18 protein-coding genes and 1 pseudogene are annotated in these 15,966 nt (G+C 38.0%); 17 read left to right on the top strand and 2 right to left on the bottom strand.

Features of this window, described 5'->3' with window-relative positions; translation table 11 throughout:
• Positions 1–81 precede the first annotated feature (81 nt).
• Positions 82–606 (bottom strand): helix-turn-helix domain-containing protein, encoded by a 525-nt coding sequence (locus WKT17_RS14310; RefSeq protein WP_291683507.1) that lies wholly within the window; start codon positions 604–606, stop codon positions 82–84.
• A 233-nt stretch (positions 607–839) separates the two neighbouring features.
• On the opposite strand from WKT17_RS14310, the gene WKT17_RS14305 reads away from it, so the two are divergent.
• The 14 genes from WKT17_RS14305 (at position 840) to WKT17_RS14240 (ending at position 12,977) form a co-directional block, all read left to right on the top strand.
• Positions 840–1,022, top strand: a complete 183-nt coding sequence (locus tag WKT17_RS14305) for a helix-turn-helix domain-containing protein (protein ID WP_022250156.1) — start codon at positions 840–842, stop codon at positions 1,020–1,022.
• 21 nt (positions 1,023–1,043) lie between these two features.
• The gene (locus WKT17_RS14300) at positions 1,044–2,144 is read left to right on the top strand and encodes a site-specific integrase (protein WP_291683506.1); all 1,101 of its coding nucleotides are present in this window, start codon (positions 1,044–1,046) and stop codon (positions 2,142–2,144) included.
• The gene (locus WKT17_RS14295; protein WP_022250154.1) at positions 2,122–2,445 is read left to right on the top strand and encodes a plasmid mobilization protein; all 324 of its coding nucleotides are present in this window, start codon (positions 2,122–2,124) and stop codon (positions 2,443–2,445) included. The genes WKT17_RS14300 and WKT17_RS14295 overlap by 23 nt, the downstream gene beginning before the upstream one ends.
• Positions 2,442–3,587 carry an AAA family ATPase gene (locus WKT17_RS14290; RefSeq protein WP_294542307.1) on the top strand — a complete coding sequence of 382 codons (1,146 nt, stop codon included), beginning with the start codon at positions 2,442–2,444 and terminating at the stop codon, positions 3,585–3,587. Before WKT17_RS14295 ends, WKT17_RS14290 begins: the two co-directional genes overlap by 4 nt.
• Positions 3,588–3,678: 91 nt before the next feature.
• Positions 3,679–3,921 carry a hypothetical protein gene (locus WKT17_RS14285; protein WP_005340455.1) on the top strand — a complete coding sequence of 81 codons (243 nt, stop codon included), beginning with the start codon at positions 3,679–3,681 and terminating at the stop codon, positions 3,919–3,921.
• A 175-nt stretch (positions 3,922–4,096) separates the two neighbouring features.
• Positions 4,097–4,324, top strand: coding sequence for a DUF5348 domain-containing protein (locus WKT17_RS14280; RefSeq protein WP_005340457.1), 228 nt, complete (start codon positions 4,097–4,099; stop codon positions 4,322–4,324).
• Positions 4,325–4,641: 317 nt separating this feature from the next.
• On the top strand, positions 4,642–6,162 hold the full coding sequence (locus tag WKT17_RS14275) for a coiled-coil domain-containing protein (protein ID WP_445291969.1): 1,521 nt from the start codon (positions 4,642–4,644) through the stop codon (positions 6,160–6,162).
• A 10-nt stretch (positions 6,163–6,172) separates the two neighbouring features.
• Positions 6,173–6,550, top strand: coding sequence for a TnpV protein (locus WKT17_RS14270; protein ID WP_118012558.1), 378 nt, complete (start codon positions 6,173–6,175; stop codon positions 6,548–6,550).
• Between the two features lie 170 nt (positions 6,551–6,720).
• On the top strand, positions 6,721–7,434 hold the full coding sequence (locus WKT17_RS14265) for an EcsC family protein (RefSeq protein ID WP_291683504.1): 714 nt from the start codon (positions 6,721–6,723) through the stop codon (positions 7,432–7,434).
• A gap of 83 nt (positions 7,435–7,517) precedes the next feature.
• Complete coding sequence (locus WKT17_RS14260; protein ID WP_291683503.1) at positions 7,518–9,005, top strand: Eco57I restriction-modification methylase domain-containing protein; 1,488 nt, start codon at positions 7,518–7,520, stop codon at positions 9,003–9,005.
• On the top strand, positions 8,998–9,921 hold the full coding sequence (locus tag WKT17_RS14255) for a BsuBI/PstI family type II restriction endonuclease (RefSeq protein WP_291683502.1): 924 nt from the start codon (positions 8,998–9,000) through the stop codon (positions 9,919–9,921). Before WKT17_RS14260 ends, WKT17_RS14255 begins: the two co-directional genes overlap by 8 nt.
• 375 nt (positions 9,922–10,296) lie before the next feature.
• On the top strand, positions 10,297–10,695 hold the full coding sequence (locus tag WKT17_RS14250; RefSeq protein ID WP_291683501.1) for a hypothetical protein: 399 nt from the start codon (positions 10,297–10,299) through the stop codon (positions 10,693–10,695).
• Positions 10,696–10,902: 207 nt separating this feature from the next.
• A complete protein-coding gene (locus WKT17_RS14245; RefSeq protein WP_294542314.1) occupies positions 10,903–11,823 on the top strand; it encodes a hypothetical protein in 921 nt (306 codons plus the stop codon).
• 311 nt (positions 11,824–12,134) lie between these two features.
• Positions 12,135–12,977: a DUF2971 domain-containing protein gene (locus tag WKT17_RS14240; protein ID WP_291683499.1), complete on the top strand. Its 843-nt coding sequence runs from the start codon at positions 12,135–12,137 to the stop codon at positions 12,975–12,977.
• Positions 12,978–13,397: 420 nt separating this feature from the next.
• On the opposite strand, the pseudogene WKT17_RS14235 reads toward WKT17_RS14240, so the two are convergent.
• A pseudogene (locus WKT17_RS14235) lies at positions 13,398–13,721 on the bottom strand (helix-turn-helix domain-containing protein); the annotation flags it as partial.
• An 18-nt stretch (positions 13,722–13,739) separates the two neighbouring features.
• On the opposite strand from WKT17_RS14235, the gene WKT17_RS14230 reads away from it, so the two are divergent.
• The 3 genes from WKT17_RS14230 to WKT17_RS14220 form a co-directional block, all read left to right on the top strand.
• Positions 13,740–14,060 carry a hypothetical protein gene (locus tag WKT17_RS14230; RefSeq protein ID WP_294542317.1) on the top strand — a complete coding sequence of 107 codons (321 nt, stop codon included), beginning with the start codon at positions 13,740–13,742 and terminating at the stop codon, positions 14,058–14,060.
• A gap of 367 nt (positions 14,061–14,427) precedes the next feature.
• A complete protein-coding gene (locus tag WKT17_RS14225; RefSeq protein WP_340273363.1) occupies positions 14,428–15,567 on the top strand; it encodes a plasmid recombination protein in 1,140 nt (379 codons plus the stop codon).
• A 25-nt stretch (positions 15,568–15,592) separates the two neighbouring features.
• Positions 15,593–15,966, top strand: a 374-nt coding sequence (locus WKT17_RS14220; RefSeq protein WP_340273335.1) for a TnpV protein, incomplete at its 3' end; no start/stop codon positions are given.

Raw genomic sequence — 15,966 nt, 5'->3', positions numbered from 1 at the left:
TTTTATTTCATAACGTATATAAAGAAACCTTACTGATTTTCAGAAGTTAAAAACTGAATATCGGTAAGGTTTTCTTTTTTCTTATTTTTCATTTTTAGACAGTTCTTTTACAAGGTAATCACTCAATTCCTGAGATGGTACCTTGGCACGTTTCTGGTAAGTATCCAGTTCCGGGTACTTATATCTCCATTCATCATATTTTTCCTTGCTGATTTCACCGTTTTCCAGTTTGTCAGCCTGTTCCATCCATGCACGAAGCATTTCATCGGCAGATGAGCCGGGAGCAGATATGGAAGAGTCAAGGCAGAGATGAGGTTGCCCATCTACATTTTTTACCTTCAGACCATACATATCTTCCAGTGCAAATAGTGTGTGCATCAGACCTATGTGAGTATCAATATCTGGAACTGTTAAAGCATGAGTATTGACATCAAAGATCTGAGACATTTGTTTTACAAGATCAATCTTAGGAACTCTGGCTTCAGATTCATACTGAGCCATGCGAACATCTGAGGTTTTTCCCATGAATCCCAGTTGTTCTCCGAGTTGCTTTTGTGTCATGCCGATGCGGTTACGAAAATATTTGATACGTTGTCCGATTGCCATTTTTGTTTGCCTCCTTATAGTGGTCATTCGTGTTGCCATAATTAATTGTGATAGAAAATAAAACAATTCTGTTTAGGTTCAGTATAGCATGAGCAATTTCGGATAGCAAGAAGAACTTAAACAAAAGAATTTAACATTCGTATAAAATTGCTTGACTTAAATTAAAATGTTTAGTATCATGCGAATGTAACAACTTAAACAAATTACGTTAAGACAGAAAGGAGAGATGTGATGTGACGAACAGAACTTTTATGACAGTAGAAGAAGTTGCAGCGGAACTGGGAGTTTCCAAGTCTTATGCTTATAAGATTGTCAAACAGCTAAATGAAGAATTGCAGAAGCTGGGTTATCTTACGGTAGCTGGCAGAGTGAACACCAATTATTTCCGCAAAAAAGTATGTTACAGCGAAATGTAAGAGAAAGAGAGGAGAATTTGTATGAGTATTTACAAAGATAATGTCACTGGGAAGTGGCGAGTGGTTTATCGGTATACCGATTGGACAGGGAAAACACACCAGTCGTCGAAAAGAGGATTTCCTACAAAACGAGAAGCGTTGATGTGGGAACGGGAGCTGTTACTGAAGAAAGAAGCAAAACTGGATATGACTTTTGAAAGCTTCTATGAGATTTATGTGGAGGATATGAAAAACCGAATCCGTGATAATACCTGGGGAACAAAAACAAATATCGCCAGAACCAAAATTCTTCCCTATTTTGGGAAGCGTAAGATAGGAGAAATTGAGCCAAGAGACATTATTGCATGGCAGAATGAACTGCTTGCGATCCGACAGCCAAACGGAAAGCCGTATTCATCCTCTTATCTTCAGAAAATTCACAGTCAGTTAAGTGCTATTTTCAATCATGCAGTTAATTTTTACCATCTTCCATCTAATCCAGCACAGAAAGCTGGAAATATGGGAAAAGAGGAACACAGGGAAATGCTGTTCTGGACAAAAGAAGAATATCTGAAATTTGCAGATGTCATGATGGACAAGCCCGTTTCCTATTATGCGATTGAAATACTTTATTGGTGCGGGCTTCGCATGGGCGAGTTATTAGCACTTACGCCAGCAGATTTCAATTTTGAAACGCATACACTACGGATTAACAAGTCCTATCAGAGACTGCACCGGGAAGATGTGATTACACCGCCAAAGACATTAAAAAGTAATCGAACCATTAAGATGCCGCAGTTTTTGTGTGATGAGATGCAGGATTATCTGAAAATGCTGTATGAGCCGAAAGAGGACGAACGGATTTTCACAATTTCCAAATCTTATCTGCATCATGAAATGAACAGAGGATCAAAAGTGTCTGGGGTGAAGCGAATCCGTGTGCATGATTTGAGACATTCCCATGTATCGTTATTGATCAATATGGGATTTACGGTATTGGCAATCGCAGACCGAATGGGACATGAGAGCATTGATATCACTTACCGATATGCACATTTGTTTCCAAGTGAGCAGACACAGATGGCAGAACAGTTGGATATTGAAAGGATGGAAAAATTAAATGGAGAAAAATCTGGACAGTAAAGGAAGATGGAGAAACAAAATCGTAGCATTCCGGGTATCACCGGAAGAAGCAGAACAGATTGATGCATGTGTCCGATTGTCAGGACTTAGCAAGCAGGACTATATCACAAAACGATTAACTGATCGGGAAATTGTAGTACAGGGAAATCCAAGAGTGTATAAAGCATTGCGAAATCAGATGGCAGAGATTTATGAAGAATTGAAACATCTGGAAAAATGCAGTGAGGAAAACGAAGAGTTGCTGAGTACCCTGAGATTGGTCGCAGAGACATTGTATGGATTGAAAGGGGAAAATGAATGACAGCAAAAGAAAAAATGACTGCTCCGATTGCATCTGTTGGCGCAGATGTGGAACAGCCATTAGAAAATTTAAAAACCAACCAAAGTATAGCAGATTTGCCAGGTAAGGGCAATCTGCAAGCCACAAATAATGTGGAAAATACAGCAAATAAAAGGAATCCAGATGAACTGGAAACAGTTTCTATGATGGAATTGTATGATACGGTATATCCACCAAAGCTACCAATCGTAGATGGGCTTTTGTATAACGGAACGTATCTGTTTGTAGGTTCACCGAAAATCGGGAAATCCTTTTTCATGGCACAAATCGGGTATCACATCAGCAAAGGACTTCCATTGTGGGGATTTTCAGTCAGACAGGGAACGGTTCTGTATCGGGCATTGGAAGATGATTATGCAAGGTTGCAAAAGCGGTTATCGCAGATGTTTGGAATGGAAGGCAGTGAGAACTTTTATTTTGCTACAAAGTCTAAATCATTAAATGCCGGATTGGAACAACAGCTTGTGCAGTTTGTAACAAATCATAAAGACGCAAGGCTCATTATTATTGATACGCTTCAGAAAGTCCGGGAAGTCGGTGGAGATAAATTCAGCTACGCCAGTGACTATGAGATTGTGACGAAGCTGAAAGCATTCAGTGACCATTATGGAATTTGCTTTCTGGTGGTGCATCACACAAGAAAAATGGAATCCTCAGACAGTTTTGATATGATTTCCGGCACAAACGGACTGCTGGGAGCTGCGGATGGAGCATTCGTTATGCAGAAAGAAAAAAGGACAGATAACAAGGCAGTGCTGGAGGTGGCAGGTCGTGACCAGCAGGATCAGAAGCTGTGGCTGAATTTTAATCGGGAAAGATGTGTCTGGGAGTTAACTAAGACAGAAACAGAACTCTGGAAAGAACCGGAAGATCCCTTGCTTGAAAAAATCAAAGAACTTGTAACAGAGATTACGCCAGAGTGGGCAGGAACAGCAACAGAGCTTGTGGAAGTATTGCAGGTGGAAATGCAGCCGAACGCATTATCACGAAAATTAAATGTCAGCCTGGAACAATTGATTCTGGAATATGGAATCCAGTATAAAACAGAGCGGGGATACGACGGAAGAAAAATTAGATTAACCTTTGTCGGAAAACAAGCGTGACGATATGTGACGGTTGTGACGGTATTTTATATAGCGTGTCGGTAGTGAAAATATCGTCACTATCGTCACGACCGTCACGGAAAGGAGAAACATGGAAAGAAAATCACAGGTGCAGATACCAAAAGATTTATTACTGGCATTGTTCCAGTATCATCTTGCCAGGAATGAGGAATATTTGCCGGAGATAGAAAAAGCATTGATGGAAAAATTAGACAGTATGGTAAAACGTCAGTTATATACAACATTCAAAACAGCATCAACCGAGGAAGAACGGGAAAAGGCAAGACAAGAGTATTTGGATAAGTGTGGAATGCATGAGAACTTTCGTTGGTAAAGATTTTGCCTGATTACCTAATAACAGGAGCGTGGCACGCACCTGTAGATAGCAAACAAGGAGAAAGCCGGTAAGGTGCAGTCGGGAGTTGGCTGGCGAAGTAAGGAGATTTTCAAAAGGGAGCCCTGATTCAGGGCGTCCTTGCAGGAACGATAAATGAAGGGAGAATAATCAAATGAGAGAAGGAAGATTAGGTTACAACAGTTATAACAAGAGATATGGCTTATTATCATCAGACTTATGGATTGATACGGGATTTCATTGCGGAGAATGTCTGGAAGTTCTAGTTGATGATCAGTGGGTAAAGACACGAATGGAAATGAATCTGGCGAGAGAATGGTATTTGGTTGGAACACCATATTGTGGAGATTTGGAGTATGTACGGGCAAGGATACCGGAATAAAGCAGACAGGAAGAGTAATAGTCGGTTTGTTGTTAGTGAAAAAATAAGCCCGGATACGGGCAGAAAAAGAGGGCGGATACGCCCAAAATGAAAAGCGAAAGCCAAGTTGTGATAGATGTAAGAAGCATCTCACAAAGCCCTCGGCGTTTGAGAGCGAAATACACCCATCGCACAAATTAAAGATTTGTACTCAGGATATTTCGCCCTGCTGGGAGCTGTTCCGCCGACAGGTGGATATTTCGTAAACGGATGCCGATGCATCCACTCACAAATGATATGGCAGAATTTATTTTGCCGAAGACAAGGAGGGAGTGCCTATCGGAAGAAATTCATTTATTCAAATGACAAAACTAAGCAATGTAAAAGGCAGGATCACTTATATATCCAGTCATGCAAAACAGGAAAACCTCTATGCAGTTTATGAAACCACAGAACGGAAATTCTGGCGGGAACTTGCAAAATGTAATCAGGAAGAATTTGCAAAAAGTGGAACAGAAGGAAAATGTATTGAGGCAAGAGAACTGATCATTGCTTTGCCAGAGAGTTTTACAGAATATCAGCCGGATAGATTGCTACAGCTTTTTACAAATCATTTTAAACAGAATTATGGAACAGAGTGTATTGCTGCTTTGCACCACAATAAAAGAAAGACCAATTATCACATTCATTTGATATTTGCAGAACGGAAACTACTGGATGAACCAATCATTAAGATTGCCAGCAGAAATATGTTTTATGATGAAAATGGAAAACATGTCCGAACCAAGAAAGAGATATTAGGAGAAGATGGCGAGATTCGGGAAGGCTTCAGTATTGTGAAGAAAGGAGAAGTCTATGAGAAGAAGCTGTTTACTGCGAAAGATGAACGCTTCAAGAGCAATTCATTTCTGGATGAGGTAAAGCATTCTTATACCGATTTAATCAATATTTATGTGCAGGACGAGAAACAGAAACTACAGGTATTTGAGCGTGGCAGTGTTTATCTTGCAACAAAGAAAATCGGAAAAAATAATCCGAAGGCACAGGAAATAGAAGCAGATAACCAAAAACGCCGGGAATGGAACAGAGCTGTTGATATGGCATTGATTAGTGGAGTGCCGGAACCGAAGATAATGGAAGTGAAGCGGAAAGAAATCACGGAGCCGATCAGGGAATCAATTGCCCGGCGTGGAAACAGACCACGATTATTTTCCAGAATTGTAACAGTGGCTGTTGAGGCATTGGAGTTTTTGATAGCAAGTGTGCTGTTTAAGAAACTCAGGGAAGTGCCAAACCAGACAGAGCAAACGAAAACTGAACACCCAGAGTATGTTGCTGAAAATAGCATGGCAGTAGTCAAGACAACAAAAGAAGAAAAGGCAGAACCGGAACAACCTAAAATGACGAGGCTTGCATCAAAGTATCCGAAACTATTTAAAGTGAATAAAGAACTAGAAGAACAAAATAGTGCAATTCAGAAGAAACAAAAACAGCTTTCTGCAAAAAAGAAAGAACTGTCAGAGGTAAAGGGATGGTTTAAAGGAAGAAAGAAAAAAGAATTGCAGAATGAAATTGATGAATTGAAAAGTCAGATTAGAGATATGAAAGATTATCTTCCAAGGATTGTGCAGAAAATCGGATATAGAAGTGTACAGGAATTTTTAAAGGATTTTAAGGCTTCTCAAACTGAGTATAGTCAGTATCGAACTGCAATAGAAAAATGGAAGAAAGAAACAGGAAAAGAGCCAGTAGCGCATGGTATTAGGGCGAAGCTGGCAGAAAAGAAACAAGAAATACAGAATGAACAGAAAAATAAACAGCATACCCATAGTCAGAATAAAGACCGGGGAGCAAGATAGGAGGACAATCATGGAGAAACACATTATGGGAGAAAATGGAATCAGTTATACTTTAGGAGAGGACGGTCTGTATTATCCAGACCTGTACCTCCCGGAAGAGACAGAGTATCCGATTGGAAAGTATGGAATGTTGAGAAAGATATATTTGCAGGAGCATCGGAAAGGATTATATCTGGAGTTGGTACTTGCCGGGAAGTTAAATGAGCATCTGCATCAGATTGACAAGGAATGTAATCAGATGATGGACAGATTAGTGGAGCAGATGAAAGAAAAGCAAGGCGTGACGGAAGAATTGAAGATGCAGGATCAGATGGCATGGGTTGGGAGAATGAATAATATCCGGGCTTGTGTGGAGGAGATTGTATTGAATAAAATAGTATATAGATAAATGGAAAAGGTGGTTATAGTTGCCACCTTTTTTAACTGTAGTCGGAGCATGTTTGTGAAAATAGGATGGAGCAATTCTCTCAATTATGATAAAATTTGAATAGAACTATGTCTGTGTTGGATATAATTCTTGAGCTTATAAAGAATGTGAAGATTGGAATTATGAGGAATATGGAAAAGAAAAAAATGACGCAAGAAGACATTATGAAATTATTAGACTCTTGTTATGAAAAATGTTTAAATGGAATACCGATGGTCAGTCCTGGTGTTGAAGATATGGCAAATGATTATTTGTCAAAGCACGAGACAAAGGAAAAAGCTTGTAGGGATATGCTGAAGAATCAAATTGCTAAATGTACAACATCTGGAGTTGTAACAGGACTTGGTGGCTTTATAACAATGCCAGTTGCGATACCAGCGAATATTGGAAGTGTAATTTATGTACAAATGCGGATGATAGCATGTACAGCATATATGGCTGATTATGATTTGAATAGTGATCAGACACAAACCTTTGTATATGCTTGTCTTGCAGGAGTGGCAGTGACTAGTTTATTAAAACAGGCAGGAATCAAATTTGGCGTAAAATTTGCAAATAATGTTATAAAAAAGATACCAGGAAAGGTCCTGACAAAGATTAATCAGAAGGTTGGATTCAGATTTATTACAAAATTTGGTTCAAAAGGTATTGTAAATCTTGGAAAGATGTTACCAGGAGTAGGTGCTATTGTAGGTGGCGGACTGGACTTAGTGGAAACGAAGGTTATCGCAGATCGTGCTTATAAATGGTTTATGACAGGAGATTTTTCTGTCAAAGGTGAGAGTAACGACGATGTTATAGATATAGATGATAATGATTATAATACAGCGGAAATAAAAGAATAGAACATAAGTTCGGAAGAACGTTGAAAAAGGTTCTGGGCTATAGTATAATAGCAAGAAATAGAAGGCTTGTAGGTAGGTGGAATATGCTAGAAAAAATTATAGAACTTACAAACGAATATATAGAGAGTATGCCGAAAAAAGAACGTAAAAAATACGGACAGTTCTTTACCAGTATGGAAACTGCCCGTTTTATGGCGGGATTATATAAGTTGGATGAGAAAACAGGCAGAGTAAGTGTGCTTGATGCAGGGGCTGGTTCAGGTATATTATCATGTGCTTTTATTGAGCGAATTGAAACAATAGATTCTATTCAGGAGATTGAGCTTACCTGCTATGAGAACGATAAAAATGTATTGCCATTGTTGAAACGTAATCTGGAATATTGTAAAGAAGAGACAAGAAAAAAACTTACAGTTAATATCGTTGAAGATAATTATATTTTGAGCCAGTATTTGGATTTTAATCATATGTTGGGAGAAAATGCAGAGCCTAAGAAATATGATTTTGTGATTGGAAATCCGCCGTATATGAAAATTTCGAAAGATGCGCCGGAAGCAACAGCAATGCCAGAGGTATGTTATGGTGCACCGAATTTATATTTCATTTTTGCGTCTATGGGATTATTTAATTTATGTGAAAGTGGAGAGCTGGTTTACATCATTCCGAGGTCATGGACATCAGGGGCGTATTTTAAACGTTTCCGGGAATATTTTCTGACAGAAGGGAAATTGGAACATATTCACCTTTTTGTCAGCAGAAATAAGGTTTTCGACAAAGAAAGTGTGTTACAGGAAACAATTATTATTAAAGTAAAAAAGACAAGTGAAAAGCCAGAAACAGTTACGATTACATCATCGAAATCCAATAGTGATTTTGGAGAGTTGACATCATTGACGGTTCCGTATGATCTGGTTGTAGCAGGATCAGACTATTATGTTTATCTTGTAACAGATGAAAATGAAGTGGAAGTATTAAAGAAGCTGCATAAGTTTGATAAGACGCTTCCAGCCATAGGTGTAAAAATGAAAACTGGATTGACCGTAGATTTCCGTAATCGTGAAATACTTCGAGATGAGGAAGAAGAAGGAGCAATTCCTTTATTTTATTCACAGCATATAAAGCAAGGAAAGGTAGAATTTCCAATCCAGAAAGAACATGAATATGTGGTGACAGAACAAAAGGGATTAATGCAAGATAACAAGAACTATCTATTTGTAAAGCGATTTACAGCAAAGGAAGAACCACGAAGATTACAGTGTGGAGTATATTTAGCTAAAAGATTTCCGCAGTACCAAAAGATAAGTACACAGAATAAAATTAATTTTGTGGACGGTGTATTAACGGAAATGTCAGAATGTCTGGTGTATGGGTTGTATGTATTATTTAATTCTACACTTTATGATGAATATTATCGTATTTTAAATGGGTCTACACAGGTTAATTCAACAGAGATTAATGCAATGCCGGTACCAGATTTAGAGGACATTCAGGAAATGGGCAGAAAAGTGCTTAAAAGTAAGGATTATTCGGAGGAAAATTGTAATTTGATATTGGAGGGATACTGTGGATAAGAAAATAGAAGAAACAAGAGAATTTCTGCAAACAATAGGCATGCCGAAAGCACAGCAAGCGGATATATGCTGCTATGTGATACTGGCTATGGCAGGGATAAAGCCGGATATGTCATGGAGTGAAGCAACAAATGAATGGATTCGTATTCATGATATTATTCAGTTTGTTAATACATTTTATGGCATGAGTTATGCGGAAAATAGTAGAGAAACATTTAGAAAACAGGCTTTGCATAGATTTCGTACCGCAGCTTTGATAGAGGATAATGGAAAAGCAACCAACAGTCCGAACTATCGCTACAGATTGACGGAAGAAACAATTAAAATACTGAGAACGATGGAAACACCAGCGTGGAAAGAATCTATAAAGCGGTTTCTTTGTTACCATGAAAAGTTAATTGATTTGTATGCTTCTAAAAAGAAGATGACAATGATGCCGGTAAATATAAATGGTGAAAGTTTTAAATTTTCTACGGGTAAGCATAATGAGCTGCAAAAAGCCATTATCGAGGAATTTGCACCAAGATTTGCACCAAATTCTGAGTGTTTGTACGTTGGCGATACAATAGAAAAAGATCTGGTAAAGAATGTAGAAAAATTAAAAGAACTGGGATTTGAAATTACGTTACATGATAAGATGCCTGATGTAGTGCTATATCGTGAGGATAAGAACTGGATTTATTTTATTGAGTCGGTAACGTCTGTAGGGCCGATGGATCCGAAACGTATATTGGAAATCACAGAGATGACAAAAGATGTTACGGCAGGAAAAATATTTGTAACAGCATTTCTGGATTTCAAGACGTATAAGAAATTTGCTGAAGAACTCGCATGGGAAACAGAAGTTTGGATTGCTGAAATGCCGGAGCATATGATACATTTAAATGGGGATCGATTTATGGGGCCAAGAGAATGAAAGACGTGAATATAAAAACAACATAAAAAGAACAAACAAACATCAAAAGTATGTAATCATATAAATCGGGAAGAAGTAATAGATTGAGTAATTAGCTGATTTGAAGGATTTAATGATAAGATATAAATGATGCTTAGAATCAAAACCTAAATGAAAAGATGTATTAAACAGACATATGTAATAGCTTAAAAAGGAGAAGAAATTTCTAAAAAAGAAGGAAATTTCTTCTTTTTTTGTCAATCTAAAAAGTATAATAATACGATGTGATGTTTTGGTTATGTTTTAAAAATTTTTTTTTTAGATATTCTTCTTGACATTTTCTTGAGAGAAATATATAATTTTAAATGTGGAAAATTAACGAGCGGAGGTGATAAGATGAAGTTTAATTTTGATTGGAATTATGTGGCAGCAGGTGCACCGTACATTACTATAAGCGAATTGGCACTTGGATTCAATGCTCCATCTATCGCATTGCTTGGAAATCCAGAAGAGGTTATCATAGGATTTGATGATCAGACGATGACTATTGGAGTTAAGAAATATGACGGCAATGAAAATGTAAAATCATATAAATTTTACAGCAGAATGAAGAATGGTTGGGTAAGAATTGGTTGTAAAGAATTCATAAAATATTTGTCTTCATTAACAGGATTAGAATTTAGTCCGGCAATTCGCTATATTGCCCAATATGACGAGCAAGAAGAAATTTTGTATATTTCTGTATTAGATGCACTTCAAAGTCAAAAAGACGAGGAGGTGGATGAAGATAAGTAAGTTAATTCAATGCAAACAAAAAGCACATTGATAGCTACGGCAATAGCTAAAATGCGCTTCTGTTAATGTGCTATATGCACTTCATACAAAAAAAGTATAGCACATTTATGACAGATTTCAAGCAAAAAATATCTTAAAAGGAGATTTTTTTATGCGAAAAAATGGAATATATGATTACCTGAAAATAAGGGAGAAAGGATGTGCTATATGAAAAAGTATGTATCAGACTATCTGAACAAAGGAATAAAGGGTCATTTTAACTATGAATTTGTGGATGTAATTGTGAATGACGATAATTTGCTATTTATCGATCCAATATTGATTGAAACTTCGGAAGATCAATGGAGTAAAGATGCTAAGGCATTAATTCAATCGTTCTTTGACGCTTTTTTCGAAGCATATAATGAAAAGGATGAATTAAAAAAGAGAGAGTTGCTGTCCCATGCTGGAGAGCAGAATGGAACACGTCTTGGTTATGGAAGAGGAGATAATGGTAAGGGTAATACTGTTAAAGGATTGCTTGATATTTTTACTCCGTTAGAAAAGCTTATACAGGAAATATCTACTATGAAAAAAGCAGAAGATTTACCGCTTTTAATTCCTGATTTTGCGGAAGATGGGCTTTCAGATTTACTGACAAATATCTTACATGCTCAGTTGAACGCATTTACCATGCAACAAATGTGTAAATATGGATTGAAAAGTAATGGTAATACACGTTTTTGGAGTTGGGATAAGGAAAAAGCTTGTTGGATTCAATTAGAAAAACCATCATTTTATGTTGAGGGTCAAGAGCTACTACTTGTCCCTAAGCAGATTGTTAGAAAAAATTATTTGTTTAGTACAAGTCAGTATTTTAATAGAATTATATTGGAGCGTATACGCGAAGAAGGTGGATATATGGATGGAGACAAGCCTATTCCTAAGAAAGAAGTCGTAAAGGCAAAGCGTTTTTCTGGAGAGCATTGGCAATATGATGAATCTGTTTCATATACCAAAAAGAATAATGATGCGCTTGATGAGTATCATAAGAAGTTACCAATATTTTATTTTGAAAATGGAAATTCTATGCAGGATGATGAATTAGATGAATTAATTTATGGATATCCTGTCTCGCAAACAGCGTAATATAGAGTTACATTTGCAAATATTGTGGCAACAGAAAATTAGCAAGTCAAAATAGTATATGCAATAGAAATAAAATAACGGCAAAAAAGACATAAAACTTAAATAAATATACTTAAGAATATCGTTTGACTTGCCGAATTTGAATAGTGCGGAAGTGCATAGATTATTTGATATGACGGGTAGTCTTTTTGATTGCCTGTCGTATTTTAAATTATATTGATTGTAATTGGTTTGTTGCCATGAGAAAGTTTATAATGCTAAAAATAAGAGCTGTGGTTAAATATATTTGAAAAAGGAATATGTGTAAAAGTATGGATGAAATAGTATATCACTATTGTAGTGTTGACACGTTTTTCAATATTATCAGAAATTCAAGTATGTGGCTTTCTGATATTGCAAAATCAAACGATTATCAAGAGTGTATAAGGTGTAGAGAATTTGTAAATAAGGGAATGGAAGAATATCTGAGAAATGATGTTGAAGCATTAAAAGCATGGAAGACTTGGTATGAGAATGGTGTATATAGTAATTTTTCAATGAAAACATTTTGTGTTTGTTTTTCTGAAAGTAAAGATAAATTAAGTCAGTGGAGAGGATATGCACAGGATGGAAAAGGAATAGCAATTGGTTTTAATAAGGACGTTCTTGAGGAACTAAATCAGATAAGTGAATTTCATACTGCTTTCGGAAAAGTGATTTATGATAATCCACAGGAATATGTTCAGAATATAATCGCGGATAATATAAAAAAACTTGAATATAAGGGCGTAGGACATGTTGCACTTGAGTTAAGTGAAAATTATAGAATGCAGTTTCCATTTGTGAAAAATCCGGGTTTCGAAGAGGAGAAGGAATGGAGAGTAGTAGTATGTTCGACAATAGGACACTATAACATACCAAGTTCAGAGAATATTCTTTTTTCTAAAGTTAAGTATAGAACAGCAAACAATAAATTGATACCGTACATAGAAATGAATTTTGAGAGGGTTAAACAAAGTATTATCAAGGAAATATTTATTGGTCCTAAATCAGAGGTGGAAGTTGAAGATATAGTAAATCTCTTGAGCTTTTATGGATACTATGATGGTATAGAGGGAGGGTATAATTTCCAGCAACCAGTTGCTATCAAAAAATCAAGTACAACATATCGATAAGAAATGTATAGTTAAAAGAAAAATTTTGTGTATGCACAAATAAGAGCTAATCCCAATGTATGGCAACAAATTGGCAACAGAAAATCAGCGAGCCAAAATAATATATGCAACAGAAATAAAATAACGGCAAAAAAGATGCAAAACTTAAACAAATATATTTAAGGATATCTTTGGACTTGCCGAGTTTGAATAAATCGAGTTGCTTAAAAAATCCAGTGTTTATGCGGGTTTGAGGCACTTCGAGTAGTCTTTTGATAACAAATTGATAACATTCATAGCAAGTGCCATTATTCTTGTTATCCAGTGGTTTGTGGGTAGCAGAATGATTGATGGGTGGCTTGCAGATTGAAAATACCATATTATAATAACGAAGCCCTTAGCTGTGGGTAGTAACTCATAGCTAAGGGCTTTTTGTCGTGCTTATTTATCTTTTAAGTGGTCTTTGAACGCCTCTACAAGAACGTCGCTAAGTTCTTGTGATGGAACTTTCGCCCAGATTTGTGTGGTGTCGAACTCAGGATAGTGATAACGCCATTTATCGTATTCTTCTTTGCTGATTTCTTCGGCAGATAGCTTGTCCGCCTGCTCTTTCCAAGCGTGCAGCATTTTGAGAAGTTCGTATGCTTCTCTGCCTTTGTCCTTGTTGACCTTTAAGCATACTTCACCGTCTGCTTCGCTGACAGACAGACCGTATATATCTTCAAGGAGAAGCGTACTTCCAACAATGCCACGCTTGATGTAGCTGGCAGAGACCAGCAGGATATGAAAATCCATCTTGTGAGAGATACGGAACGATTGGTGTGGAACTTTGAAAAATCGGAAGCGGAACTGTGGAAAGAACCGCCCGAACCTCTGCTTGAAAAAATCGCTGACACGCTCTTTTCGGAAAGTGACAGGTGGGAAGGCTCGGCTTCGGAGCTTTGCGAAAGGCTTGCGGTGGATATAAAGCCGAATGTACTTTCATTAAGGCTCAGTATCAACGCAAGCAGGCTGTTTCGTGATTACGGTATCCGTTATCAGAACAGCCGAACCCACGATGGCAGGAAGGTTTCTCTCTGGAAAGAAACCAATGGGGCGGCGTGACAAACGGTGTCAAAGGTGTCAATGTTTTTGAGAGCAGTACCGCTGTGAAAAACATTGTCACCATCGTCACGCTTTGACACCGGATAAAGTTTAGCGGAGTGTGCAGAGAGTGCCTTTTCAAAGGGTGCGGGTGTCCAGTGGACACCTCTGAGCTGTAGGCTCAGAAGCACCAACCGATCCGGCAGGCGAGACGCTCTTTGCCTCTCGGAGAGCCTTCGGAGAACGCAAAACCTGCCCGCAGGTTGCATTTTTGATGGGTGTACCCGTCAAAAGTGCTTTTGCGTTACTTTTGACAAAAGTAACAAAACCGAGAATGGTTGATTTTCACAGAATGGAGATGAGATAAATGCAGAGAACGATAAGTGCAATGGTCGGTAAAGGCTCGGTCAATCATAACAGCCGAAAGTTTCGAGCAGAGAATGTAGACGGAACTCGTACCCATCTGAATATCGACTACTGCAATGAAAATATAAAGACGGTCTATCACGAACTGTTTGATGAAGCATTGGAAAGATATAATGCAAAGCAGACAAGGGTAGACCGAAAGATAAAAGATTATTATGAAAAAATCCGTAGTTCCAAGCAGAAAAAACCGTTCCACGAAATCATTTTACAGGTGGTCGGTAAAGGAAATATGAACGCTGATACGGAAAACGGGGAACTGGCAAAGCAGATATTAGATGAATACTATCAGGGATTTCAGGAGCGAAATCCACAGCTTCGAGTATTCTCCGCACATCTGCATATGGATGAAGCAACACCGCATCTGCACATTGATTTTGTTCCCTTTACCACAGGCAGCAAGCGTGGACTTGATACAAGAGTTTCGCTCAAACAGGCATTGGCAGCACAAGGTTTCAAAGGCGGTTCTCGTGGCGATACGGAGTGGTCGCAATGGGTACAAGCCGAAAAGGAACAGCTTGCGGCGGTGATGGAACGCTACGGGATTGAGTGGGAACACAAAGACACACACGAAAAACACCTTTCTGTTTTGGATTATAAAAAGCAGGAACGGGAAAAGGAAGTGGAAAAACTGGGTGCTAAAATCGAGCAGAAACAGGCTGAATTTGAAGTTCTGTCCGAAAGGGTATTGAACTATGATAAGGGGTTGAATGACCTTTCAAATCTGGAAATGGAGCTTGATACTGCACCAAAATATCAGTTGCCCGAACCAGAAAAGTTTATGACTGCAAAGGCATACAAAACGAAGATGGCAGAGCCGGTAATAAAGAGATTGAAGTCACTATTAAAGACGGTGCTTGCTCGCTGTATTGAGGGATGGGACAACTACCACAGACTGAACCTGACAAATAAAAAGTTGTATCAGGATAATCAGCGTCTGGAAAAGATTAATGACAGGCTGACCGAAGAAAACAAAATCCTTAAAGCAGAAAATAAGGATTACAGTCTGCTCCGCAAGGTATTTGGTCGCAAGCAGATAGAAGATTTACTGGAACAGGCAAGGGCAGTCAAAGGTCGCAAGCGTGAGAATACACGCTCAAGATAAAGAAAATTTTAGGAGGGAAACGAAAATGACAAAGACGATTTTTGAAGAAATGGGTGGAATTTATACACAGGTGGGCGATTATTTATTGCCTGACATTGCATTACCTGCCGAAGAAGAAACAGAGCCGATTGGACTGTGGGGACAGTGTCACGCAAGACACTTGAAAGAACATCATAAGGTCTTGTATATAAACCTGCTGACAAGCGGTAAGCTGCACAGTTATCTTGCAGATATTGATAAGCAAGCAGAGGATAGGTTTCTTCGGCTGGTAAAGGAATACGCTGACAGACAGGGAGTAACGGAACAGTTGAAGGCTGAAAATCCATATGAATGGATTGGGAGAATGAATAATCTTCAGGCTTGTGTCAGAGAGGTTGTAAATAATGAATTGATCTATAG

It is taken from the genome of Blautia sp. HCN-20427 (assembly GCF_037890365.1).
Classification (GTDB): domain Bacteria; phylum Bacillota; class Clostridia; order Lachnospirales; family Lachnospiraceae; genus Blautia.
Note: the sequence above shows the minus strand (reverse complement) of the source record. Positions and strands in the feature narration are given on the sequence as shown.